A 22,993-nucleotide genomic window follows, 5' to 3' on the forward strand; every position below is an offset into this window, starting at 1 on the left:
TTATTCCGCTGGCTGATGTTTTGTCAGGCGCTCGACGGCCCTGACCAGCTCGGCCACGGAGCGGACCTGCATTTTCTCCATCACCCGGCGGCGGTGTACTTTCACCGTAATCTCACTGACGCCCAGCTCGGCGGCGATCTGCTTGTTGAGCTTGCCGCTGATGGCAAGCTCAAGCACCTCATGCTCGCGCGGCGTGAGGGACATGTGGCGCTGTTTCAGGGCGTAGTGCTCTTTGACGCGGGCGGCGTTGTGCTGTGCCAGCCTGAGCGCGGATTCGATAGAGCCAATGAGGGCGCTGGATTCAACGGGTTTAGTGAGAAATTCGTAGGCCCCGCCTTTGATCGCCCGGACGGACATAGGGATAGTGCCGTGACCGGTGAGAAAGATGATCGGTATTTCCCGCCCGTTGGCTTTCAGCGCATCTGCGACATCAAACCCGGTGATCGTGGGCATTTGCATATCGAGGATCACGCAGGAAGGCAGATCCTCAAAGGGATGGCTGAGAAAGGCTTCTGCTGAGGAAAAGCCAAGGGCGTGTATATCCGCTGATTCCAGCAGCCCAACAACGGACTGCCTGACAGCGTCATCGTCATCAACCACATAAACAATGTGTTCCATTCACCGCCCCGGTGTGATCAGTAAACCATCGAGAATAAAATGCGCCTTTTTGAACGTAAGCGACTGTTTGCTATCCTCATTCATACTAACACATTAATAATTATTATCATTCGGCAATATGAAGATGATATGAAAGTGTAATAAAAATGTGGCGAATTGGTTAGGATCGGAACGCTGTTTTTAGAGACCTTTCCGGCTGCGAAGCCAGTGCGTGACACAGGCGATATTCATCCTGAGCCACGATGTTTTGTGTGAGGACGCCGACGGGTAAAACAGGCTACACTCTGATTTTGAGCGCGACAAGCTGAGGACATAACGATGCACTACACACTGAAAAGCAGTGACGATAAAGAAAAAGCGGAAGGAACAAGCGGCGCGGGCGCTCTACAGCAAAAACTGCTGGAATCCCGTTCGATTGTCATCTCCGGTGAGATCAACCAGGAGCTGGCCCAGAAAGTCATCACTCAGATGATCCTGCTGCAAAGCGTCAGCAACGATCCGATCAAGCTGTACATCAACAGCCAGGGCGGCCACGTGGAAGCGGGCGACACCATCCACGACTTCATTAAATTTATTCGTCCGGAAGTGCACGTCATTGGCACCGGCTGGGTGGCAAGCGCCGGGATCACCATCTTCCTGGCGGCGAAAAAAGAGCACCGCTACTCGCTGCCGAATACCCGCTTTATGATCCACCAGCCGCTGGGCGGCGTGCGCGGTCAGGCAACGGATATCGAAATCGAAGCGCGCGAGATTATCCGCATGCTGGAACGCGTAAACAAACTGATTGCTGACGCCACCGGCCAGCCGCTGGAGAAAGTGAAGAAGGACACCGACCGTAACTTCTGGATGTCACCGGCGGAAGCGCTGGACTACGGCATCGTGGGCAAACTGATCACCCATTATGACGAGCTGAACCTGGATTAAGTTTTAGCCCGCGCGTGCGTCGGGTGACGGCTTCGCCTTACCCGACCTACGCGCGCTCGATTGACCCATGACAAGTTCCCCCCTGGCTGTCTCTTCTATAATCGCGCCTGTCTCCCCTCTCACTGGTGCTAACCATGGCGTATCAACTGAACCTCGACTGGCCGGAATTTCTTGAAAAATACTGGCAAAAACAACCCGTTGTGCTGAAAAATGCCTTCCCGAATTTTGTCGACCCCATTACCCCTGATGAACTGGCGGGTCTGGCGATGGAGCCGGAAGTCGATAGCCGCCTGGTAAGCCATGCTAACGGCAAGTGGCAGGCGAGCAATGGCCCGTTTGAGCATTTCGATAACCTCGGTGAAACCGGCTGGTCTCTGCTGGCGCAGGCGGTGAACCACTGGCATATGCCCGCCGCAGAGCTGGTGCGTCCGTTCCGCGTCCTGCCGGACTGGCGTCTCGATGACCTGATGATCTCCTTCTCCGTCCCGGGCGGCGGCGTTGGGCCGCATATCGATCAGTACGATGTGTTTATTATTCAGGGGATGGGTAGCCGTCGCTGGCGCGTGGGTGACAAGCTGCCGATGCGTCAGTTCTGTCCGCATCCGGCCCTGCTGCACGTCGATCCGTTTGAGCCGATCATTGACGAAGATCTGGCCCCGGGCGATATCCTCTATATTCCGCCTGGATTCCCGCATGACGGCTTCACCCATGAAACCGCGCTCAACTACTCTGTCGGTTTCCGCGGGCCGAACGGTCGCGATCTGATTAGCAGCTTTGCCGATTACGCGCTGGAAAACGATCTGGGTGGCGAGCACTACAGCGATCCGGATCTGACCTGCCGCGAACACCCGGGCCGCGTGGAGCAGTACGAGCTCGATCGCATTCGCCAGATGATGATCGACATGATTAGCAAGCCGGATGATTTTACAAAATGGTTCGGCAGCTTCGTCTCCACGCCGCGTCACGAGCTGGATATTGCCGCCGCCGAGCCGCCGTATTCCGCAGACGAGGTGCTCGACGCGCTGCAAGGGGGCGAAACGCTATCACGCCTGAGCGGGCTGCGCGTGCTGAACATCAACGGCTGCTTCTTTATCAACAGCGAACAGCTGGAGACGGCGGATGTGAACGGGGCGGACGCGCTGTCCCGCTACACCCAGCTCGGCCAGGCCGAGCTGGGCAATGCGCTGAATAATCCGGCGTTTGTGGAAGAGTTGACCGGATTGATTAACCAGGGATACTGGTACTTCGACGAGTAACAGACAGCGGCGTTTAGTCAGACTAAACGCCGCTACGTTCAAACCAGCATATTACAGGCCTTCCAGTAGTTCAGAAGCCGCTCATCGTCGCGCTCTTTTTCCGCTTTAATTTTCATCGCCTGGGCGAGATTTTCTCGCGATACCTCATGGCCTTTTTGCACGATGTCTAAGACCGCTTCACCAAGAGCCAGCGAAATTTCTGTCCGATTGTTGCGAATCGTCATAAATACCTCCTCGTTGGTTGCGATACTTTAATTATGAACGGGAAATAATCAGTCGCTAATAATTCATCTCATTCTTATTTTTTTTCAATTCGGCGCTAAATAGACATAATATTCGGTTCTGTCAATGATGTTTCAAAATGCTAATACGCATTTCAGGTCCGAATTTATGCGCTACAGTTAATTTCGTGCAACAGGCAAATAACCGAAACAGGAGAATGAATATGGTAGATAAAAGCGCAATTAAGGATCACACTCAGGTTGTCGCCAGCTGCGGAACGCATGTCGGGGTTGTGGACCATCTTGATGGTGAGCGTATCAAGCTTGCAAAGAGCGACCCGGAATCAGGCGGCAAGCACCACTTTATTCCTCTCGGCTGGGTCGATAAGGTCGAAGATAATAAAGTTGTCCTGACCAAAAACCATAAAGAGGTTTTTGCTGAGTGGCAGGAAGCATAAATATATTTCTCGTAAAGAAATATACGCCTTCGCTCCGGCTTTGTCCGGAGCGTAATAGTGTCTGCGCCCGGTGATTGCTGCCATGGCAAATGAATGGTACTGTTTTGCCTGTCCTTTCCCCGATGCAGGCTCCGAATTATGCTCCAGAGTGAAAATACATCAGCGAAGCGCATATTTTTTGTTGAGGATTTTCAAATATTCGGCGAGCGCTACGGCATCGACTACCGTTTCCCGCAGCTAAAAGATGAGCAGGTCAGCGGCAGCCCCGTGTTGCAGGGGAATGTTGAAGAGATGACGCTCTCGTCCGGCATTTCACTGACCCATTCCGACGTACGTGTATTACAGCCCTATGAAACCACCTCTCGCCACAGCAGCCCGCTTTATATGCTGGTGGTGCTGGAAGGGTGCGTGACGCTCACGCTCAATGGTATCGATTATCCCGTCCGCCCGGGCATGGCGTTCAGCTCGCGTCTGAGTGAAGATCAGGTGATGAGCGCGCGTCACGATGCTGACAGCACGCTGAAAACGCTCTCGTTTGGCGTGTACCCGCACGATGCCGGACGTGAAGCCCTGCTTGAGTCGCTGCTGCTGGAATGGCAAAGCCTGAATACCCCCGCGTTTGTCTGGCACGTTCCCGAGTTTGTGATGTCAGGCATTCAGCATGTACAGCGGCAGGGGGGAAGCGTGCTCTCGCGTAAGCTGTTGCTGGAGGGGCTCATGTACCAGCTGCTCGGCCACGGCCTGAACCAGTGCCAGCTGCCCTGTCCGAGCCGCCCTGAGCATGCGCGTCTGGAACGCGTCCGGTGCCTGCTGGAACAGTCTCCTGAACGTGACCATACACTCGCGCAGCTGGCAGCCCTTGCTGCCATGAGCCCAAGCAGCCTGCGCAGCAAGTTCCGTCAACGCTACGGCTGCACACTCTTCGATTATCTCCGCGACTGTCGCCTTGCGCTGGCGCGTCGCTATCTGCTGGAAGGCCACAGCGTACAGCAGGCGGCGTGGATGTGCGGGTATCAGCATGCCACCAACTTCGCCACCGCGTTTCGTCGTCATTACGGTATTTCACCGGGTGACGTGCGCAAACTCCGCTAACGTAATTTTGTCCATCGCGCGAACGTATCCCGTGCGGTTTAGCATCGCGCATACATAACCTGGCGGCGCGCATAGCTGTTTGCACCCTCAAAAAGGTAATAATTCTTATTAACAATAAGAAATATCTCTGGAGAGGGTTATGTTTGCTAAATCGCGTCTGGCACTGCTGGTGGGATGGGTTACCGGTAGCGTCGCTTTTCCTTTACTGGCGCAGGATGCCCAAAAAACTGACACCGTGGTGGTGACCTCGCAGATGCAGTCTGCGGCCACCAAGCTTGAAACGCCGGATATTGAAACCCCGCAATCGGTCTCTATCGTCACCCGCGAGCAGTTCGAAGAGCAGGGCGCAACCAGCGTGCGTCAGGCCGTGAGCTACACGCCGGGGGTCTACAGCAACCAGATTGGGGCATCAAACCGCTTCGACTACATGGTGCTGCGCGGCTTCTCGGACGGCAGCCTGGACAACGTCTACCTCGACGGACTGAAGATGATGGGCGACACCAATTCCCACAGCTCGCTGGTGGTTGATCCGTGGTTCCTGGACAGTATCGAAGTCGTGCGCGGCCCGGCCTCCGTGCTGTACGGTCGCTCATCGCCGGGCGGCATCGTGGCGCTCACCTCCCGTAAGCCATCGTTCGATCCGGGCGGGGAGATCAAGCTCTTCGCCGGTAACAATAACCAGCGCGGGGCGATGTTCGACGTCACCGGCCCGGTTGATGATAACGACCGCGTGGCGGTGCGCCTCAGCGGGATGACCCGCTATGCCGATTCCCAGTTCGATCCGCTCAAAGAAGAGCGTTACGCGCTGATGCCGAGCCTGACCTGGCGTATCACCGATAATACCCGTCTGGATCTGATGGCCTACCTGCACCGCGATCCGGAAGGCGGCAGCCACTCCGGCCTGCCGTATGAGGGCACCGTCGTGCCGCACAGCGGTAAGAAAATCTCCAACACCTTTTTTGAAGGTGAAGATGATTACGACAAGTACGATCGTCGGGAAAACATGGTCGGTTATAACATCGAGCACTTGTTTGACAGCGGCTGGGCCGTGCGTCAGAAGCTGCGCTACCTGCACACCAAAGTCGAGCTGAACCAGGTGTATGCCGCAGGCTGGCTGAACGACACCGAGCTGAACCGCGGCTATTCCGGCTCCGACGAGAAGATGAACGCCATCACCCTGGATAACCAGGTCGACGGCAGCTTCGATACCGGCGAGGTGAACCACCGCGTGCTGATCGGCATGGACTACCAGGACCGCACCAACAACGTCACCGGCTACTACGGCGGCTTCCCGCCGATTGACGCTTTCCATCCTGCTTATGGCGCGAAGCCGGACTATATCACCCAGTACAGCAGGGAAAAGCATAAGCTGCGCCAGACCGGCTACTACCTGCAGGATCAGATGTCCATTGACCGCTGGCGCCTCACGCTGGGTGGGCGTTACGACCAGGTGAGCGTGTCGAACGTCGACAACTTCAACCATACCCGCAGCGATCTGGATAAAAACAACTTCAGCAGCCGCGCGGCGCTGCTGTATCTGTTTGATAACGGCGTCGCGCCGTACGTCAGTTACTCCACCGCCTTTACGCCGACCAGCTTTGCCGACGAGCAGGGGAATATCCTGGATCCGATGAAGGGCAAGCAGTGGGAAGCGGGCGTGAAGTATGAGCCGGAGGGGATGAACAGCCAGTTCAGCGCCTCGGTGTTCCGCATCAACCAGAAGAACATTGCCACTAAAGAGGAGCCGACCGATCCGTACCGTTCCATCGGTGAAATCGAATCCGAAGGCGTTGAGCTGGAGGCGATTGGACAGCTGACCGACAGCCTGCGCATGCAGGCGGCCTACACCTATACGGATATTCGCTACAAGAAGAGCAGCCCGGAAGAGGAGGGCAAGCGCGCCGTCTATGCCCCGCGTAACATGGCCAGCGCCTGGCTGAGCTACGACGTCAAAAGCGGCCCGCTGGACGGCCTGACCGTCGGCTCCGGCGTGCGCTATGTCAACGGGATCGCCAGCGATCGTCAGAACACCCATACGCTACCGTCATACACCCTGGTGGATATGGTCGTGGGGTATGACCTGTCGAAAGTGGGTCTCACGGGCGTGAGCGCGCAGTTGAACGTCAATAACCTGACGGACAAAAGCTACGTTGCGGCGTGTAACTCGCTCTCTTACTGCTACTTCGGTGCAGAGCGCAGCATTGTCGGCAGCGTTTCGTGGACGTTCTGAGTCGTTAGCCAATGCCCGGTGGCGCTGCGCTTACCGGGCCTACGGGATCGGTTTTCACCCTCTCCCTGTGGGAGAGGGCCGGGGTGAGGGCAAAATGCCGCACTACCCCTCCATCGCAATCACAATCGCCTCACCCATCTTTTTCAACGCCTCGCGATGTTTATCCGTCGGCGGCAGCGCCACGTTGATCCGCAGACAGTTGCGGTACTTACCGGAGGCGGAAAACAGCGACCCCGCCGCAGCCTGGATTTTGAGACGGCACAGCTGCTTGCTGACGCACACCATGTCGACCATCTCCGGCAGCTCGACCCACAGCAGGAAGCTGCCCTGCGGGCGGGTAACGCATATTTCTGCCGGAAAATACTGCCGCACCCAGCAGGTGTAGGTCTCCATATTCTGCTGATAAATCTGGCGCATGCGCCGCACGTGGCGATGGTAATGACCGTCGCGAATAAACGCCGCCACCGCCATCTGCGTGCCCGGCACGTTAAACCCGCCCGCGGCGTATTTCATGTGCATCACCCGGTCGTAATAGCGCCCCGGCACAATCCAGCCGACGCGCAGCCCGGGCGCCACGGTTTTGGTAAAGGAGCTGCAGAGGATCACGCGGCCATCAATGTCCATCGAGTGAATGGTGCGCGGGCGCGGGTACTCTGCGGCCAGCTCGCCGTAGATATCATCCTCCACTATCACAATATCGTGCCGCTGGGCGAGCGCCAGCACCTGCTTTTTACGCGCTTCCGGCATGATAAACCCGAGCGGGTTATTGCAGTTGGGGACCAGGATCACCGCTTTGATCGGCCACTGCTCCAGCGCCAGCTCTAACGCCTCGATGCTGATCCCGGTCTCGGGATCGGTAGGTATTTCAATCGCCTTGATGTCGAAGCCGCGCAGCATCTGCATGGTGCCGTGAAACGACGGCGACTCGACCGCCACGATATCCCCCGGCTTGCACACCGAGAGCAGGGCGATCGACAGCGCGCCGTGGCAGCCGTTGGTGATCACAATCTCGTTTGCCGCCACGGTGGAGCCGCCGTCCAGCATCAGGCGGGCGATCTGCTCGCGCAGCTCCAGACGACCATCGAGCACGTCATAGCTCAGCATTTCGCCAGGGTTATGCTGCGCAATGCGGCTCATCTCGCGCCACAGCGGCTTCAGGCTCGGCTGGTTGATGTCCGGCGAGCCGCCGCCAAAGGAGATCATCTCTTTGTCGGCGCGGGCGTCCAGCAGCATCATCACCTCATCCCACTGGGTGACGTCCACGGGGCGCTGCACCGGGCGCGTCATCGCCGGTACGGGCGGCTGCGCTTTGCGTTTCGAGACAAAATAACCGGAGCGCGGCTGGGGCGTGATCAGCTGGAGATTTTCGAGGATCTGGTAGGCCTGCTGTATGGTGCTGATACTCACGCCGTGTTCCTGGCTCAGCGTGCGTACCGACGGCAGACGTTCGCCGCTGCGATACAGCCCTTGTTCGATACGTTCCGCCAGTAGGTTGGCCAGATGTTGATAGCGCGTCATGCTGTATCCTTTGTTTTCACCATACAGATTATTAAACCAGTACAGATTGGTGGGTAAAACGCCATGCAGATACCGTTTTAGCGGATCTGTATGGTAAACAAAAGCAGTTTTTGAATCTGTATTGTATTGGCCGTTTTCCATGATGATAACCCCACTGGCACAGCGAGGAGAGCATCATGGAGTTCTACGAGAATCGTTCAACACGTCCGTTTATCGCGTTTGTCTGGGTAGCGAAAACGCTGCGTAACTGGTATCGCATCAACCGTACCCGCCGCATTCTGAGCCAGATGAGCGACGAGCAGCTCAAGGACGTTGGGTTATCGCGATATGATGTGTAAGCATAGGGTTGCCCGGTGGCGCTACGCTTACCGGGCCTACAGGAGACCGTAGGCCGGGTAAGGCGCAGCCGCCACCCGGCGGTTTTCAACTCAACAGCGCAAGCGTCTGCCGTTTCGGCCTTTCCAGCAGCTCAACCGCCTCCTGATATGACCGCACGTTGTTATAGCCCATCACCAGCCCGTAGCGTTTGCCCGACCCGCGATACCACTCCGAAAGCGCATTAACCTGAAGTTGCTGTTCCTGCCAGCAGCGGGCGATCTCCCGGTCAGCGCTTCCCTTTGCGAGGAACGCGACAATATGCATTCCACCGTCGTTTTGCTCGGTGAAGAACAGGTCACCATAGACCTCACGCAGGGCGGCAATCATCCAGTCGCGGCGGATCTGATACAGGGCGCGCATCTTTTTCAGATGACGAAAAAAATGCCCTTCGTTGAGAAATGCGGTGAGGATTTTTTGCGTCAGCACCGGCTGGCCGCTGGTGGTAATGTCCGCGCAGTCGGTAAAGGTCCCGACGGTGCTGGCGGGCATCACCACGTAGCCCATGCGCAGTGAAGGCATAATGGTTTTGCTGAAGGTGCCCATAAAGATCACCCTGTCATGCTGGTCGAGGCTTTTCATCGACGGCAGCACTTTGCGGGTATAGTGAAATTCCCCGTCGTAATCGTCTTCGATAATCCACGCCTCGTTTTGTGACGCCCAGTCGAGCAGCTGCTGCTTGCGCGGCAGTGAGAGCGTCACCGCCAGCGGGCTCTGATGCGACGGGGTCACGATGGCAAAACGCGCGTCGCGATGATGACGGAGCAGGTAGTCCGTATCAATGCCGCAGCGATCAACCGGCACGGTGTGCAGGCGGGGCACGATCCGCTTGAGCAGCTGCTGGCCCATAAAATAGCCCGGATCCTCAAACACCACCTTGTCGCTGCGGCTGGCAAGCGTGTCGAGGATCAGGCGCAGGCTGCCGCTGTAGCCGCTGGTGATCAGTACCTGTTCGGCGGTGCAGGATAACCCGCGCGAGATATTGAGATAGCGGGCAATCGCCTCGCGCAGCGGATACCAGCCCAGCACCGGCGGGTTGAGCATTTCATCCTGACGCATGGCGCGCGTCGCCTGGCCCGCCAGCAGCAGCCATTTTTTATAGGGGAAGCTGTCGAGCGCCGGAATGCCGGGGCGCAGAAAACCGGCCCGTTCGCGCTGGCTAATCAACGACGCCGGCAGCGTGCCGGTCGCTTGTTCTGCGGGGGCGTGTTGCGCGGGCAGCAGAAGATCCGGGTTCACCCGCGTCCCGCGCGCGCCCTGGCTTACCAGATACCCTTCCCCTGTCAGAATGGCATAGGCTGTTTCAACGGTTTTTCGCGCGACCTTAAGCTCTTCCGCCAGCACGCGGATGGCAGGTACCTTGTCGCCCGGCTTCAGCACGCCGCGCGTGATGTTGTCGCGATAGCGGGAATAAATCTTATGATAGCCCGGCTTCATGTCCTACCTCATTTCACGCTTTTTGTGTCTTTTTACTATGTCATTAACGGCGTAGATTTGCCTTATCGCATGAAAAAAACGGCACAAAAAGAGGAAAGACAATGAGCACCCGCGTAAACCACCACAAAGCCACACCTGCACTTGCCAACGCGCTTTCTGCCCTGAGCATGGAGGTGGCGAAAACCTCTATTGATCCGGCACTGAAGCACCTGATCGACATTCGCGTATCGCAGCTGAACGGCTGCACCTTCTGTCTGGATATGCACTCGAAAGAGGCTAAAATCGCCGGTGAGCGCGAGCTGCGCCTGTACCATCTGGCGGCCTGGCGCGAGTCCCCGCTGTTTAGCGCCCGTGAAAAAGCGGCGCTGGCCTTCACCGAAGCGCTGACCCAGATTGGCGTACATGGCGTGAGCGATGCGCTGTACCGCAGCGTGGCGGAGCACTTCTCGGATGTCGAGATTTCAGAGCTGAACTTCGCCATCGTAGCGATCAACGCCTGGAACCGCCTGGGCATTACCTCCCGCATGGAGCCGGGCGCGCTGGATGCGGCTTACGGTCTGAACAAGGCTAACCTGGAATAATTCCGCGCTCGCGGATCATCGCCACCAGCGCCCGTAATCCAGGCGAGTGGGGGATTGGGGCGTTTATGGAGTCGAAGTCGATGGTGGGTTAAACCCTGCCCGGTGGCGCTACGCTTACCGGGCCTACATGAGCCCGTAGGCCGGATAAGCGCAGCGCCATCCGGCAAACACTTCGCTCCATACCGAAGCATTGTGGTTTTTCCTCCTGCATTCTCTCCACACCCTCACAACGGAGAGACACCCATGATCGCAGTCCTTTTTGAAGCCAAAGCGGAGCCTCATCATCAGGCGCGCTATCTGCAGCTTGCCGCTGAACTCAAGCCTTTGCTGGCGGACATCGACGGCTTTATTGATATAGAACGTTTTCAGAGCCTGAGCATCGACGGCAAAATCCTGTCCCTTTCCTGGTGGCGGGATGAAGAGGCCGTCCGCCGCTGGAAGCAGAATGTCTTCCATCAGGCCGCGCAGGCCGAAGGCCGGGAGTCGATTTTTTCTTTCTACCGTATTCGCGTGGCGCAGCTGGTGCGGGAGTACAGCTCTGAAACGAGAGGGCACGCGGATGTATGACGTTCACGTGATTTTTAGCGACAGGCCCGGCGAGCTGGGCGAGTTAGCGGCGGCGCTGGCCGCAAAGGGCGTGTCTATCCTGACTCAGTACAGCGACCACGCGAATCACCTTATTCTGCTGACGGATGATGATAAGCTGGCCGCTGAGATCACCACACCCTGGGCGACAAATGTTAAAGACGAGCTTACCCTCTGATAACAGCGCGATGCTGGAAAAGGCCATTGCCGCTGTAGCGGCTGCAATGGCCGATCCGTCGCGCGTGAAAATGCTCTGTGCACTAATGGACGGGCGAGCGTGGACGGCCACCGAACTGAGTGCGGCGGCAGACGTTGCGCCGTCGACCGCCAGCGGGCATCTCGCCCGGCTGATGGACGGCAAACTGATTACCTGCCTGTCTCAGGGGCGGCATCGCTACTATCGTCTGGCGGGGCATGACGTGGCGGAGTTAGTCGAGCAGATGATGGGGCTCTCCTGGCGCCGCATTACCCCGCCGGAAACTACCGCGCCGAAAGCCATGCGTAAAGCCCGGACCTGCTACGACCATCTCGCAGGCGCGGTGGCGGTGCAGATCTACGATTTCATGCAGGCAGCAGGCTGGCTGGAGGCAGACGGTTCAGCGCTCACGCCGTATGGTCGGGAGCAATTTCTGAAGCTCGGCGTTTCGTTAAGCGCTCATTCGCGCCGAAAAGCGTGCTGCGCCTGCCTGGACTGGAGCGAGCGGCGGTTTCATCTCGGAGGCGAAGCCGGCGCAGCGCTGCTTCTTTATCTGGAAAGCAAAGGGTGGATCCAGCGGGTGGCGGGGTACAGGGAGGTGGTTGTGACGGCTTCAGGACAGGGCGCCATCTCCAGACATTTTAGCCGCTAAACTCCGCTGCGGGCTGTGCCCTCACTCTGCCCCTCTCCCACAGGGCTGAGGGATCCCCAGTAATTTTTTTATGCAGAAGCAATAAAGTTGCTTTCTAAATGACTGAGGGCTGTCAGCGATGCCCTGGTCCGGCTGTAAATCGCTGAGGCGTTTGCCTTCCGGCCGGGGCGAGGCGCAGGGATGCGCCGAGAGGGCGGCTTTACAGGGACGTTGCCTCCGCCCGTACCCGATAAGCCGGAAGGAATAAGCCGAGGGCACCGCGAAGCGGCGATTTACCGCCGGGAGCCCGGGTCGCCAGGGTGGTGGCGACTGAGCCACCCTGGCACGTTCACCGGTCATGTCGTTACAGAGTAGCAAGGAACATAAAGTGAACGGAATGACCACCACCGCCGTATGTTCCCCTCACCCTAACCCTCTCCCCGGAGGGGCGAGGGGATTGCTCAGTGCTCGCATTAATTTGTGGGGAACCCTCAGCCCACAGGGCTGAGGGAGAATCTCATTTCGCAATTCCTGCGCTTTAACTTCTCGTTTCTTGATACTTACCCTGATAACTATTATTGTGACCGCGTGTGACGAGAGGTTTCCCCATGAGTGAAGAAGAACTGTTTAGCCGCAGGCCGATGGGCATGCGGATGGCGATGATCGTGCGCCAGTGGCGTGCCGTCATTGACGACGCCATTCTCGATACCGGGTTAACCCAGTCGAGCTGGACGGTGATGATGCAGCTGCATCAGCTCGGGGATAACGTCTCGGTGAGTGAGCTGGCGGAGGTGCAGGGCATTGAACTGCCGCCGCTAATGCGCACCCTGACACAGCTGGAAAAACAGGGTTACCTGCTGCGCACCGTCTCGCCGTATGACAAGCGCATCCGGCTTCTGACGCTGACGCCTGAGGGAAAAGCTGTACTTAACAGGCTCACCCAGTTAATTGAGACGCTTCAGACGCGCGTATCGCAAAACATCGCGCCTGAACATCTCGACATTTTCAGCGCCACCCTGAATCAAATCGCCTGCAATTTGCGGACAATCCGCGAAGAAGATAACAAGACCGAAAAATAATGACTCCTGAACAAAAGTTTGCCCGCTGGGTAAGGGTAAGTATTGCCTCTTTCCTGCTGATGTTTGTCTACTTTATCGTCGCGGATATCTGGATCCCGCTGACGCCGGATTCCACCGTGATGCGCGTGGTGACGCCGGTGTCTGCCCGTGTCTCCGGCTATGTGGCGGCGGTCCATGTCCACAACAATAGCCAGGTGAAGAAAGGCGATCTGCTGTTTGAGCTCGACGACACCCCGTTTCGCAATAAAGTGGAAGCGGCGCAGATCGCGCTTGAGCAAGCTCGCCTTTCCAACGAACAACTGGACGCGCAGATCGCCGCCGCGCAGGCCAGCCTGAAGACCGCCGTGCTGACCGCGCGTAACGACAAAGTGACTTTCGACCGCTACCAGAAACTGAGCACCCTGCAGAACGTGTCGCAGGCGGATCTGGATAAGGTCCGCACTACCTGGCAGAGCAGCGAGCAGTCCGTCAGCTCGATTCAGGCGAATATTCGTAACCTGCGCATTCAGCGCGGCGAGCGGAATGAACACCGTAACGTGACGCTGCAAAAATACCGTAACGCGCTGGATGAAGCGGAGCTGAATCTTGGCTGGACGAAGGTCTACGCCGAGGCGGACGGCACGGTGAGTAATCTGCAATTAAGCCCCGGTTTTTACGCCTCGTCCGGTTCGGCAGCGCTGGCGCTGGTGAATACGCAGACGGATATTGTGGCGGATTTCCGCGAGAAGAGCCTGCGTCATACCCACCAGGGGACCGACGCCGCCGTGGTGTTTGACGCCTTTCCGGGACGGGTTTTCCGCGCCCACGTGACCAGCAGTGACGCGGGGATCCTCGCCGGTCAGGAAGCCGTTAACGGTCAACTTTCTGAACCGGAAACCTCTAACCGCTGGGTGCGCGATGCCCAGCGAATGCGCATTCACGTGGCGCTGGACGAAGCCTTACCGAAGTCGCTGCCGACCGGCGCGCGCGCCACCGTGCAGCTCTACAACAGCGAAGGGCCCTTTGCGCGCTTCTTCTCCGGGATGCAAATCCATCTGGTGAGCCTGCTTCACTATGTCTATTAGCACCCTGGCGCGGGTATTTACCCCGCACGGCAACATCGTCTACACGGCAAACGACTTCCGCCAGACTTTGCGCATTGTCTTTGCCGGGATGATTGCGCTCAGTATTTCGAGCTTCTATAACACCAGCTACGGCGTGTTTTTTGTGGTCTACCCGATCATGCTGCTGTCGCTGGTGCCGGTGTTTAACCGCCACGTGGCGAAGCAGTTTATCTTCAGCGCATCGCTCAACTGCGTCGAAATGGTGATCATCATCGGCTTTCTGTCGCAATGGCCGGTCATTATGACGCTGGTGGTCTTTGCCCTGTACGTGATGCGCTTTCGCTTTATGAGCAAGGGGCCGCTGTTTCTGTTCGGTTCGATGGGCGTGGTGTGCCAGAGCGTAATGCTCAACTTTATGAGCTACCCCACCACCAACTGGCACACGCTTTTGTTCTCCAACATTGAAGCGAGCGTGATGGCGGTGTGTCTGAGCGCGCTGATGAATTACCTGCTGCCGGACGTGGAGCCACGTAAGCCGCCGCCGCTGATAGAGAAAGACGATGCCCGCGTGCGCCACGAGTCGCTGCTCTCCGGCACCGTGGCGACGCTGATTTTCGTGGTATTTCAGATGAGCGACTTAAGCGATTCGCTCTCGGCACTGATGGCGGGCATTCTGATCCTGTTCCCGATGCACTACCGCGGCGCGGTCATGAGCTCCATCTGGCGCGTGGTCGGCGTGGTGCTGGGCTGTCTCTATATCCTCGTCGTTCAGCTTATCCTGTACGATCACAGCAGCCATATGCTGCTGATGATGCCGCTGATCGGCCTCGGGCTGGCATTTGGCGCGCGCCTGCACGTGATGGAGAAGGTCGGGGCCGGGGTGGGATTTTCCAGCATTACCACCATCGGCATTATGTTCGGGCAAAACATGCATCCGGACAGCGATCTGGTGTTCAGCGATCTGTACCGCATCACCTCCGTTACCTTCGCGCTGGTGGTCACGCTGACGATGGTCTTTCTGGTGCACCTGATCCTGAACCGCTTCGAGGCGACGCGCTACGTTATCGCGCCGCCAAAAGCGGATTAATGCCCCAGCACGGCGGGCAACTGAGAAAGTAAAAACAGAATCAGGCCAATCGTTCCGCCTACCAGGATACCGTTTACGCGAATGAACTGAAGATCTTTACCGATATTGAGTTCTATCTGGCGTGACATATCTTTGGCGTCCCAGCTTTTCACCGTGTCGCTGATATGGCGCGTCAGGAATGCCGCAAAATCCGGCGCGACGCGGTGCGCGGCCTGCTCCAGATGCTCGTTCAGCGACGCACGCAGGCTGGCATCATTCGACAGCGTCTCACCAAACCACAGCCCGGCGTTGGCGATACGTTGCTTCACGCGGGAATCGTCGCTCTGCATGTCATTTTTCAGCCACTGGCGCAGGTCAGCCCACATTTCACCCAGGTAGCGGTTAAATGCTTCATCATTCTTCAGATAGTGCTTGATATTGTCGGCTTTGGCCGTCATCTCCGGGTCGTTTTTCAGGTTGTCGATAAACTTCAGCGTGGCGCGGTCAAATGCCCGACGGATCTGGTGCGTGCGGTCGTGGCTGATATCATCCAGCAGCGTGTTCACCGCGTTTGACACCATCTCTGCGCTCTGATCGCCCAGCCACTCGGTGGGCAGCACCATCGCCTTGCGCGGATGCTCGGTCTTCAGCCAGTGGACGATCTGGTCAGAGATAAATTCCCGCGTGCTCTCGCGCTGAATCAGGGTAATCAGACGGTTGATGATGGCGTCCAGCAGCACCTGGTGACGGTTGTTTTTGGTCATGCTTTCCAGCATGACGGCGCTGGTCTCGGTTAAATCGACCTTGTCGATAGCCTTATGCACCGCGCGTTTGAGCAGGCGCTGAATGCGCCCGTCGTCAGTCAGCTCAAGAAAACCGCTCATCACCTGCATCAGATGCAGCCCGACGCGCTGGGCGTTGTCGGGCTTGCTGAACCAGGCACCAATCATCTGGGCCGGCTCGTAGCGGCGAATTAATGCGACCAGCGACTGGGTATCCAGAAACTTTTCCTGCACGAACTGGCCAAGATTGTCGCCGATGCGGTCCTTATTGCGCGGGATAATCGCCGTATGGCGCGAGATAAAGGGAATTGGCACCCGGCGGAACAGCGCGACAACGGCAAACCAGTCCGCCAGCGCGCCGACCATCGCCGCCTCGGCAATAGCTTTTGCGCCGCGTACCCAGAAGGTTTGCGGCAGGAACAGGGTAGTGATAAAGGCCGCAGCGGCAATCAGCAGCAGCGACAGCGCGAGAAGCTTGGCGCGTTTGAGTTCGGTATGTTTTTCCATGGGTTAAGGATAGAGGGTGATGGAGGTAAAATGCAAAATGTGCTATCTGATGAAGAATCAAAATTCCTCTTTTAACTGACAGAACAGAAGATTTGTTGCATTCTCTTTCTGGTTCGGAGTATTCGTTTCTCATAGCTAATAATGATCTACTTTCTGGGGTATATAAAATGAATTTACTGTATCGTTTTATAAATGAAATAAAAAATAAATCCTTGGATTTATATTTGTTAATTTTCTTTGTAGGTTGTTTTGTTTTGTTGAAAATAAAAGATCCAGTTCGGGTTTATTTGTCATATGCATTATTTATTGGCCTTTTAGTAATGCTGTATTTAAAAAGGCAGCGTGCCCGGGAAATTATTATTCATTTTATCCGGTTCGAAAGCGGCGGTGTTGTAAATAAGTTGGCCGGATGGGCGTCGCTCCTTGCCTGGGGTGCGTTTCTTCTTTTTCCTTTTGCAATAAATATACATTTTGGTTTTCTTGCAAAAGTAATGTTGGTGATGTTCTCCATTTTTATTGTTATTAGCAGCTTTTTAACAATCTTTGTTCTCGAGAAAAACGGCCATGAGAAAGTAAAAAATATACGGGTTATGTTATTTTCATTTATATCAATTTGTTATGTTGCATCCAGTGCATTCTCGGCAAGTTTATTTCTTCAGTTGAGTAATATGGAGTTATCATCCAGTCCATGGTTGGAGTTTACATGGAAGCTCAGTTCATTTTTTGTCTTAATATTTTTTATATTACAGTTGACTGCTTACGTAATATTCATCGTGACTGCTGATCATGCAAAGGGATATAGACTTTTTACTATTTTGGGCGCTTTAATGCTAACGAGTTTAATCGTGTTATTTGTCTCAAGCAGGCCGGATGTAGTAGCATATTATGTTTTAAAATATTCTACTGGCAGTGAATGGCGGAGTGATTTTACATGTGAGAATGAAAAAATATCACGCCCTAATGAGAGATATTTTGGTTATAATACTGATAAGTATACAGCTTACTTTTTCAATCGTAACGGAAAGTGGGGGTTCGATGAAATAACTTGTGTTAAAGACTCGCAAGAGGGGAAAGGATATACTGTAAAAAATGTATCGACAGAAAATATCCCTCATTGGGTAAAATAATTAAAATCACAGTTCCCCCTGTCGGTAAACGAAAGGGGGAAAACGTATAAGAACCTTCCGGATATACCCAACTTTACGTCCATAGCCAGTCATGTTGACTACCCTTAATACCCTAAGCGGTAAAACATGGAGATTCGATATGGCTTATCAGACAGTAAATCCTGCCACTAACCAGCTCATCAAAGAATATCCCTCCCACACTGACGCAGATGTTGAAGCGGCGCTGAAGGCAGCCGATGCGCTCTATCACTCCGACTGGGCGAAAGGCGACATAAGCCAGCGCCTGCCGGTACTGCATAAGCTGGCGGACCTGATCGACGAACGCGTGGAGGAGCTGGCGAAAATCGCCAGCCAGGAGATGGGTAAGCTCATCGAACAGAGCCGCGGCGAGGTGAAGCTGTGCGCGCAAATCGCCCGCTACTATGCGGACAACGCGAAGCAGTTCCTGGCCCCGGTGAAGTATGACTCTGAACTCGGGGAAGCATGGGTTGAACATCACCCCATCGGCGTGCTGATGGCCGTCGAACCATGGAACTTTCCATACTATCAGCTGATGCGCGTTCTGGCGCCAAACCTGGCGGCGGGTAACCCTGTCATCGCTAAACACGCCAGCATTGTGCCGCACTGTGCGGAAACCTTCGCCCATCTGGTGCGTGAGGCGGGCGCGCCGGAAGGGGCGTGGACCAACCTGTTTATCTCGTCCGATCAGGTGGCGAACATCATCGCTGACGATCGCGTACAGGGCGCGGCGCTAACCGGTTCAGAAAAAGCGGGCAGCGTGGTAGCGGCCCAGGCGGCGAAGCACATTAAGAAATCCACGCTGGAGCTTGGCGGTAACGACGTATTCGTGGTGCTCGACGATGCGGACCTGGATAAGGCGGTGAAGATCGGCGTTAACGCGCGGCTCAACAACGCCGGGCAGGTCTGTACCGCGGCGAAGCGCTTTATCCTGCATGAAAAGATTGCCGATGCCTTCCTGAGCAAATTCACCGAGGCATTTAAGCAGGTGAAGATTGGCGATCCGCTGGACGAAAGCACCACGCTGGGGCCGCTGTCCTCTAAAGACGCGCTCGACACGTTGACCAAACAGGTTAACGAGGCGGTGAAAAACGGCGCTACGCTGCACTATGGCGGCAAACCTGTGCAGCGAGACGGGAGCTTCTTTGAGCCGACCATCCTGACCAACATCTCACGCGACAACCCGGCGTACTTCGAAGAGTTCTTTGGCCCGGTAGCGCAGATTTACGTGGTGAAAAACGACGACGAGGCGGTCGCGCTGGCGAACGACTCCCACTACGGCCTGGGCGGAGCGGTGTTCAGCCAGGATATTGAGCGCGCGAAGAAGATGGCATCGCGTATTGAGACCGGGATGGTGTACATCAACTGGCTCACCGATACGGCGGCAGAGCTGCCGTTCGGCGGCGTAAAACGTTCGGGTTACGGACGCGAGCTGTCGGACCTGGGGATCAAAGAGTTTGTGAACCAGAAGCTGGTGGTCGTTCGCAAGTAATGTCGGACATAAAAAAACCTGCAATCCGGCAGGTTTTTTTATTAACAGTCTCATCGCCTTTTTTGCCGGGTGGCGCTGCGCTTACCCGGCCTACAAGGTGCAATAATATTCATAAATTGCACCCTTCATTGTAGGCCCGTGCAAGCGTAGCGCCGCCGGGCGAAACGGGCAAACAGGCTTAGAAGGACACGCCACCGCCAACATATGCGCCGTCAATCAGCGTGTGGTTAGGACGACCGTCTTTACCATCAACGCTCACGTGACGATAACCCACCTTCAGCGTCACCGGCTTCACTGGCGTCCAGCTTACGCCACCGTTCGCTTCAACGTAGTTTTTCACGCTGTTGTTCAGGCCGTCTGGCGCAACGTAGCCTTCACCGAATACCCTGATGCTGTCGGTCAGGGCAACGTTCACACCGCCGCCGACCGGGAACGCCACGCCGTTATCGCCTTTTTTCGGGCCAACGTAGAGGGCCTTAGCGCCTGCGTTCAGCATCACCGGGCCGACTTCAAAGTTGTAGCCTGCTCCTACGCCACCGGTTGTGGTGCCGTCATCTGTGTTTTTCAGCCAGCTACCTTCGGTGTACAGACCGGAGGTTGATTTCCCCATTTCCACATTCAGGTTGGTAAAGTTTTTACCCTGCTCAATGCTGCCGCCCATGGCCAGTGCGGAGCCCGATACGGCAGTTAGAGCGGAAAGAAGGAGAATGTTGAGCTTTTTCATGAGTTTTTCCTCGTCATCAAATTAATCTGAGGGCACCTTAACAAGAGCTGTTTATCTCTGCAAATGCGATGCTTGTCACGTTTTTATGCTGTTTTTGTTTGGTTTTTGAATTTTAAATGTTGTTCGAATGTTGACCCGGCAAGGAGTCAATACGTAATGCATTCGCGTTTAGGAAGGGTTCAGGATTCTCATTAAACGTACGCTGAACGGGTCGGAAAAATTAGTTCAGGATGAATTAATTGAGTTTCTAATAATTTCCAAAAGTGTTTCAGTTGTCACAGATAAAGACACAGGTTTACATTTCTGGAGGTGGCTATACGCCCCGTCGTGCCGAACCGCTTTCACCATGTCATTTTTCTGACACGTTTCTTCATTACGTTGTTGGCTTCACTTACTGGGTGCTAACACTATGAAAAGAAAAATCATTCCTGTGCTAATTGGTTGTGCGCTCTCTTTCTCTGGCCTGGCGGCACAGCCAACCGCGGAGCGTTACGTCGTCAGTTTTCCCGAAGGCGCGCATGTCAAATACAGCGGTGCGTTTGCCAGCGCGTTTCCGAACGGGCTGCCTGTGGGGATTGGCTCTGGCCTGCTGTTTATGGGCAAGCAGGGCGACGCCTTGACGTTTATGACCGTGACCGATCGCGGTCCTAACGCGGACTCGCCAAAAATGGGGAAAAATGACGCTAAAATCTTTGTTACCCCGGATTTCGCCCCGCAGCTAATGACGATCCGCGTGCAAAACGGTAAAGCGGAGGCCGTGGACGCGCGTCCTTTGCATGACGATAAAGGCGAAATCAACGGTCTGCCGCTGCAAAGTGGCGTGATTGGTTCCACCAATGAAATCGCGCTAAGCGACACCTTAAAAGTGCTGAAAGGCGATAACCGCGGGCTGGATACGGAAGGCATCACACCGGACGGGAAGGGCGGCTACTGGCTGTGCGATGAGTATGGCCCGTTCCTGATTAATATTGACAGTAAAGGGAAAATCCTCGCGATCCACGGCCCACAGGCGGCGGAAGGGGAGAAATCCATCGCGGGCGGTCTGCCAAATGTTATCAAATGGCGCCAGGCAAACCGGGGATTTGAAGGCCTGACCCGCATGCCGGACGGACGTATTATCGCCGCTGTCCAGAGTACGTTGGATATCGACGGGAAGAGCAAAAAGCAGGCGCTGTTTACGCGACTGGTCAGCTTCGATCCGGCGACCGGAAAAACCGCGATGTACGGCTACCCTGTCGACAGCGCGGCCTACAGCAAAAACAGCGACGCCAAAATCGGCGATATCGTGGCGCTGGATAACCACACTATCCTGCTGATTGAACAGGGCGAAGATAAAAACGACGCAATGCGTAACCTCATCTACAGGGTGGATCTGAGCAAGGCGAGCGATCTGGCCGCCTTCGACAAGCCGGGCGAATACCCGGAATTTGACGATGAGAAAACGCTGGCGCAGCGCGGCATTACACTTGCGGAAAAAACGCAGGTGGTCGATCTGCGTGCGCTGGGCTGGCAGCAGGAAAAGGCCGAAGGGCTGGCGCTGATTGATGACAAAACGCTGGCGGTGGCGAACGATAACGACTTTGGCGTGAAGGTGGCGATGCACAACCCGGCCGAGGGCAAGAAGCTCAAGGATTATCGGGTGAACGCGGAAGGCAAGCTGACGCTGGATGACAAAGCGGTTGAAACTACCCTCAGCGTCAAGCCGCTGAAGAAGCCGGAGTCCGACAGCGAGCTGTGGATTGTGACGCTGCCGGAGGCGTTGAAATAATATTGGGCTTACCCCTCACCCTGGCCCTCTCCCCACAGGGGAGAGGGGAAGCAAGGCGGTTATTTCGGTAGTCCCGCAAACGCTGCCCGAATTTCCTCTTCCGGCAGCTGTATTCCAATAAACACCATCACGCTGTGCGGCGGTTCATCGCCCCACGGACGATCCCAGTCGGCGCTGTACAGGCGCTGTACGCCCTGGAACAGCAGGCGGTTCGGCTCGCCGTCGATCCACAGCATTCCTTTATAGCGCAGCAGCTTGTCGGCAAACGACAGCAGCAGGTTCTCCATCACGCGCGAGACCTCGCTGATGTCCACCGGGTAGTCCAGCTCCACCACAATCGACGCTACGTCGTTTTGCTTGTCTGCCATAAAGTGGAAGCGCGGTTTCGCGGTGACGTTCTCCTCCAGCATAAAGCCGTTGGTGTTGAACAGCTGAGACAGGTCGATATCGCCGTGCGTCACGGTATAAATGGGTGCGCGCGAGTTGATGCGCGTCAGGCGCTCACGCAGTTTTTCGCTTTCACCCGCCACGTCGGTTTTGGTCAGCAGAATGCGGTCGGCGTAGCCAATCTGAGACTGGGCGATGGTGAACTGGTTCATCTGCTCGTCGGCGTGTACCGCATCCACCAGCGCGACGACGCCGTCCAGCAGGTAGCGCTGGCACAGAATATCGTGGGAGAAAAAGGTCTGAATAATTGGGCCGGGATCGGCCATGCCGGTGCACTCGATCACCAGACGGTCGAAGTGGATGTCACCGCGATCGCGGCTGTCGAGCAGGTCCAGCAGGGCGTCTTCTAATTCACTGGAGCGGGTGCAGCAGATGCAGCCGTTGGTCAGGGTTTTGATCTGCGTGGCGCGGTCGCCAATCAGCTGATCGTCAACGGAGACTTCGCCAAATTCGTTTTCAATGACGGCGATTTTGAAGCCGTGCTGTTCATTCAGGATGTGGCGCAGCAGGGTGGTTTTACCGGCGCCGAGAAAACCGGTCAGCAGTGTAACGGCAATCGGGGTCATGGTTTCTCCTTTAGCAGCAGCGGACGCCGCCTTCTCCACTTCCGCCGTAGCGCGCTTCCTGACGCTCGCGGAAGAATTCAGTGTAGGTCATGTACGGCTTATCCGGATGGTTGGTCTTCATATGCTCAACGTAGTTGTCATAGTCCGGAATGCCAATCAGCATTTTCGCCGCCTGACCGAGGTATTTTTTTGCTTCGCCTAAGTTACCAAACATAACGTGTCCTGATAAGAAAAAGCCCGGTGGCGCTACGC

23 protein-coding genes and 1 pseudogene are annotated in these 22,993 nt (G+C 55.9%); 16 read left to right on the top strand and 8 right to left on the bottom strand.

Translation table 11 applies throughout. From position 1 onward, the window contains the following. Entirely contained in the window at positions 1-618 is a 618-nt protein-coding gene (locus HWQ15_RS11295; RefSeq protein ID WP_022646926.1) for a response regulator transcription factor, read from the bottom strand. A 318-nt stretch (positions 619-936) separates the two neighbouring features. Between HWQ15_RS11295 and HWQ15_RS11300 the strand changes: the two genes are divergently transcribed. Further along, a complete protein-coding gene (locus tag HWQ15_RS11300) occupies positions 937-1,542 on the top strand; it encodes an ATP-dependent Clp protease proteolytic subunit (protein WP_022646928.1) in 606 nt (201 codons plus the stop codon). A 134-nt stretch (positions 1,543-1,676) separates the two neighbouring features. Then, positions 1,677-2,798, top strand: a complete 1,122-nt coding sequence (locus tag HWQ15_RS11305; RefSeq protein WP_023299237.1) for a cupin domain-containing protein — start codon at positions 1,677-1,679, stop codon at positions 2,796-2,798. A 38-nt stretch (positions 2,799-2,836) separates the two neighbouring features. Here HWQ15_RS11305 and HWQ15_RS11310 read toward each other — a convergent pair whose 3' ends face one another. Further along, positions 2,837-3,022, bottom strand: coding sequence for a hypothetical protein (locus tag HWQ15_RS11310; protein ID WP_010427252.1), 186 nt, complete (start codon positions 3,020-3,022; stop codon positions 2,837-2,839). 221 nt (positions 3,023-3,243) lie between these two features. Here HWQ15_RS11310 and HWQ15_RS11315 point away from each other — a divergent pair, with 221 nt between their 5' ends. From HWQ15_RS11315 to foxA, 3 genes are all read left to right on the top strand, one after another. After that, complete coding sequence (locus HWQ15_RS11315) at positions 3,244-3,477, top strand: DUF2171 domain-containing protein (RefSeq protein ID WP_003863067.1); 234 nt, start codon at positions 3,244-3,246, stop codon at positions 3,475-3,477. A gap of 138 nt (positions 3,478-3,615) precedes the next feature. Further along, entirely contained in the window at positions 3,616-4,569 is a 954-nt protein-coding gene (locus HWQ15_RS11320) for an AraC family transcriptional regulator (protein WP_063149609.1), read from the top strand. Between the two features lie 121 nt (positions 4,570-4,690). Beyond that, the gene (foxA, locus tag HWQ15_RS11325; RefSeq protein WP_103891573.1) at positions 4,691-6,799 is read left to right on the top strand and encodes a ferrioxamine B receptor FoxA; all 2,109 of its coding nucleotides are present in this window, start codon (positions 4,691-4,693) and stop codon (positions 6,797-6,799) included. 102 nt (positions 6,800-6,901) lie between these two features. On the opposite strand, the gene HWQ15_RS11330 is transcribed toward foxA, so the two are convergent. Next, complete coding sequence (locus HWQ15_RS11330) at positions 6,902-8,317, bottom strand: PLP-dependent aminotransferase family protein (RefSeq protein WP_023305386.1); 1,416 nt, start codon at positions 8,315-8,317, stop codon at positions 6,902-6,904. Between the two features lie 176 nt (positions 8,318-8,493). On the opposite strand from HWQ15_RS11330, the gene HWQ15_RS11335 reads away from it, so the two are divergent. After that, the gene (locus tag HWQ15_RS11335; RefSeq protein ID WP_048966090.1) at positions 8,494-8,655 is read left to right on the top strand and encodes a DUF1127 domain-containing protein; all 162 of its coding nucleotides are present in this window, start codon (positions 8,494-8,496) and stop codon (positions 8,653-8,655) included. An 85-nt stretch (positions 8,656-8,740) separates the two neighbouring features. Here the strand turns inward: HWQ15_RS11335 and HWQ15_RS11340 are convergent, their stop codons facing one another. After that, positions 8,741-10,129, bottom strand: a complete 1,389-nt coding sequence (locus tag HWQ15_RS11340; protein WP_063149608.1) for a PLP-dependent aminotransferase family protein — start codon at positions 10,127-10,129, stop codon at positions 8,741-8,743. Positions 10,130-10,230: 101 nt separating this feature from the next. Between HWQ15_RS11340 and HWQ15_RS11345 the strand changes: the two genes are divergently transcribed. The 7 genes and pseudogenes from HWQ15_RS11345 to HWQ15_RS11375 all read left to right on the top strand — a co-directional run bounded on the left by HWQ15_RS11345 (position 10,231) and on the right by HWQ15_RS11375 (position 15,331). Beyond that, the gene (locus tag HWQ15_RS11345; protein ID WP_022646934.1) at positions 10,231-10,710 is read left to right on the top strand and encodes a carboxymuconolactone decarboxylase family protein; all 480 of its coding nucleotides are present in this window, start codon (positions 10,231-10,233) and stop codon (positions 10,708-10,710) included. 243 nt (positions 10,711-10,953) lie between these two features. Continuing rightward, a complete protein-coding gene (locus tag HWQ15_RS11350) occupies positions 10,954-11,277 on the top strand; it encodes an antibiotic biosynthesis monooxygenase (protein WP_023305388.1) in 324 nt (107 codons plus the stop codon). A gap of 19 nt (positions 11,278-11,296) precedes the next feature. Beyond that, positions 11,297-11,473: pseudogene (locus tag HWQ15_RS11355) on the top strand (amino acid-binding protein); the annotation flags it as partial. Continuing rightward, complete coding sequence (locus HWQ15_RS11360) at positions 11,448-12,143, top strand: helix-turn-helix transcriptional regulator (RefSeq protein WP_063149607.1); 696 nt, start codon at positions 11,448-11,450, stop codon at positions 12,141-12,143. The pseudogene HWQ15_RS11355 and the gene HWQ15_RS11360, both read left to right, overlap by 26 nt. 587 nt (positions 12,144-12,730) lie before the next feature. Further along, positions 12,731-13,201, top strand: a complete 471-nt coding sequence (locus HWQ15_RS11365; protein WP_063148721.1) for a MarR family winged helix-turn-helix transcriptional regulator — start codon at positions 12,731-12,733, stop codon at positions 13,199-13,201. Continuing rightward, positions 13,198-14,265, top strand: coding sequence for an HlyD family secretion protein (locus tag HWQ15_RS11370; protein WP_139154049.1), 1,068 nt, complete (start codon positions 13,198-13,200; stop codon positions 14,263-14,265). Before HWQ15_RS11365 ends, HWQ15_RS11370 begins: the two co-directional genes overlap by 4 nt. After that, complete coding sequence (locus HWQ15_RS11375; protein ID WP_022646940.1) at positions 14,255-15,331, top strand: DUF2955 domain-containing protein; 1,077 nt, start codon at positions 14,255-14,257, stop codon at positions 15,329-15,331. Before HWQ15_RS11370 ends, HWQ15_RS11375 begins: the two co-directional genes overlap by 11 nt. On the opposite strand, the gene HWQ15_RS11380 is transcribed toward HWQ15_RS11375, so the two are convergent. Beyond that, a complete protein-coding gene (locus tag HWQ15_RS11380; protein WP_063148723.1) occupies positions 15,328-16,599 on the bottom strand; it encodes a DUF445 domain-containing protein in 1,272 nt (423 codons plus the stop codon). The genes HWQ15_RS11375 and HWQ15_RS11380 overlap by 4 nt on opposite strands. A gap of 167 nt (positions 16,600-16,766) precedes the next feature. On the opposite strand from HWQ15_RS11380, the gene HWQ15_RS11385 reads away from it, so the two are divergent. Both HWQ15_RS11385 and HWQ15_RS11390 read left to right on the top strand, forming a co-directional pair. Continuing rightward, entirely contained in the window at positions 16,767-17,726 is a 960-nt protein-coding gene (locus tag HWQ15_RS11385) for a hypothetical protein (RefSeq protein WP_063148724.1), read from the top strand. Between the two features lie 139 nt (positions 17,727-17,865). Further along, entirely contained in the window at positions 17,866-19,236 is a 1,371-nt protein-coding gene (locus tag HWQ15_RS11390; protein WP_023305391.1) for an NAD-dependent succinate-semialdehyde dehydrogenase, read from the top strand. A 178-nt stretch (positions 19,237-19,414) separates the two neighbouring features. On the opposite strand, the gene HWQ15_RS11395 is transcribed toward HWQ15_RS11390, so the two are convergent. Then, on the bottom strand, positions 19,415-19,960 hold the full coding sequence (locus HWQ15_RS11395; RefSeq protein ID WP_063148725.1) for a YfaZ family outer membrane protein: 546 nt from the start codon (positions 19,958-19,960) through the stop codon (positions 19,415-19,417). A 409-nt stretch (positions 19,961-20,369) separates the two neighbouring features. Here HWQ15_RS11395 and HWQ15_RS11400 point away from each other — a divergent pair, with 409 nt between their 5' ends. Next, positions 20,370-21,728 (top strand): esterase-like activity of phytase family protein, encoded by a 1,359-nt coding sequence (locus tag HWQ15_RS11400; RefSeq protein ID WP_063148270.1) that lies wholly within the window; start codon positions 20,370-20,372, stop codon positions 21,726-21,728. A 59-nt stretch (positions 21,729-21,787) separates the two neighbouring features. On the opposite strand, the gene yjiA is transcribed toward HWQ15_RS11400, so the two are convergent. Next, positions 21,788-22,741: a GTPase gene (yjiA, locus tag HWQ15_RS11405; protein ID WP_063148726.1), complete on the bottom strand. Its 954-nt coding sequence runs from the start codon at positions 22,739-22,741 to the stop codon at positions 21,788-21,790. A 10-nt stretch (positions 22,742-22,751) separates the two neighbouring features. Continuing rightward, positions 22,752-22,955: a YbdD/YjiX family protein gene (locus tag HWQ15_RS11410; RefSeq protein ID WP_003856610.1), complete on the bottom strand. Its 204-nt coding sequence runs from the start codon at positions 22,953-22,955 to the stop codon at positions 22,752-22,754. Between the last annotated feature and the right edge of the window lie 38 nt (positions 22,956-22,993).

This window comes from Enterobacter sp. DSM 30060, from assembly GCF_013375955.1.
Classification (GTDB): domain Bacteria; phylum Pseudomonadota; class Gammaproteobacteria; order Enterobacterales; family Enterobacteriaceae; genus Enterobacter; species Enterobacter intestinihominis.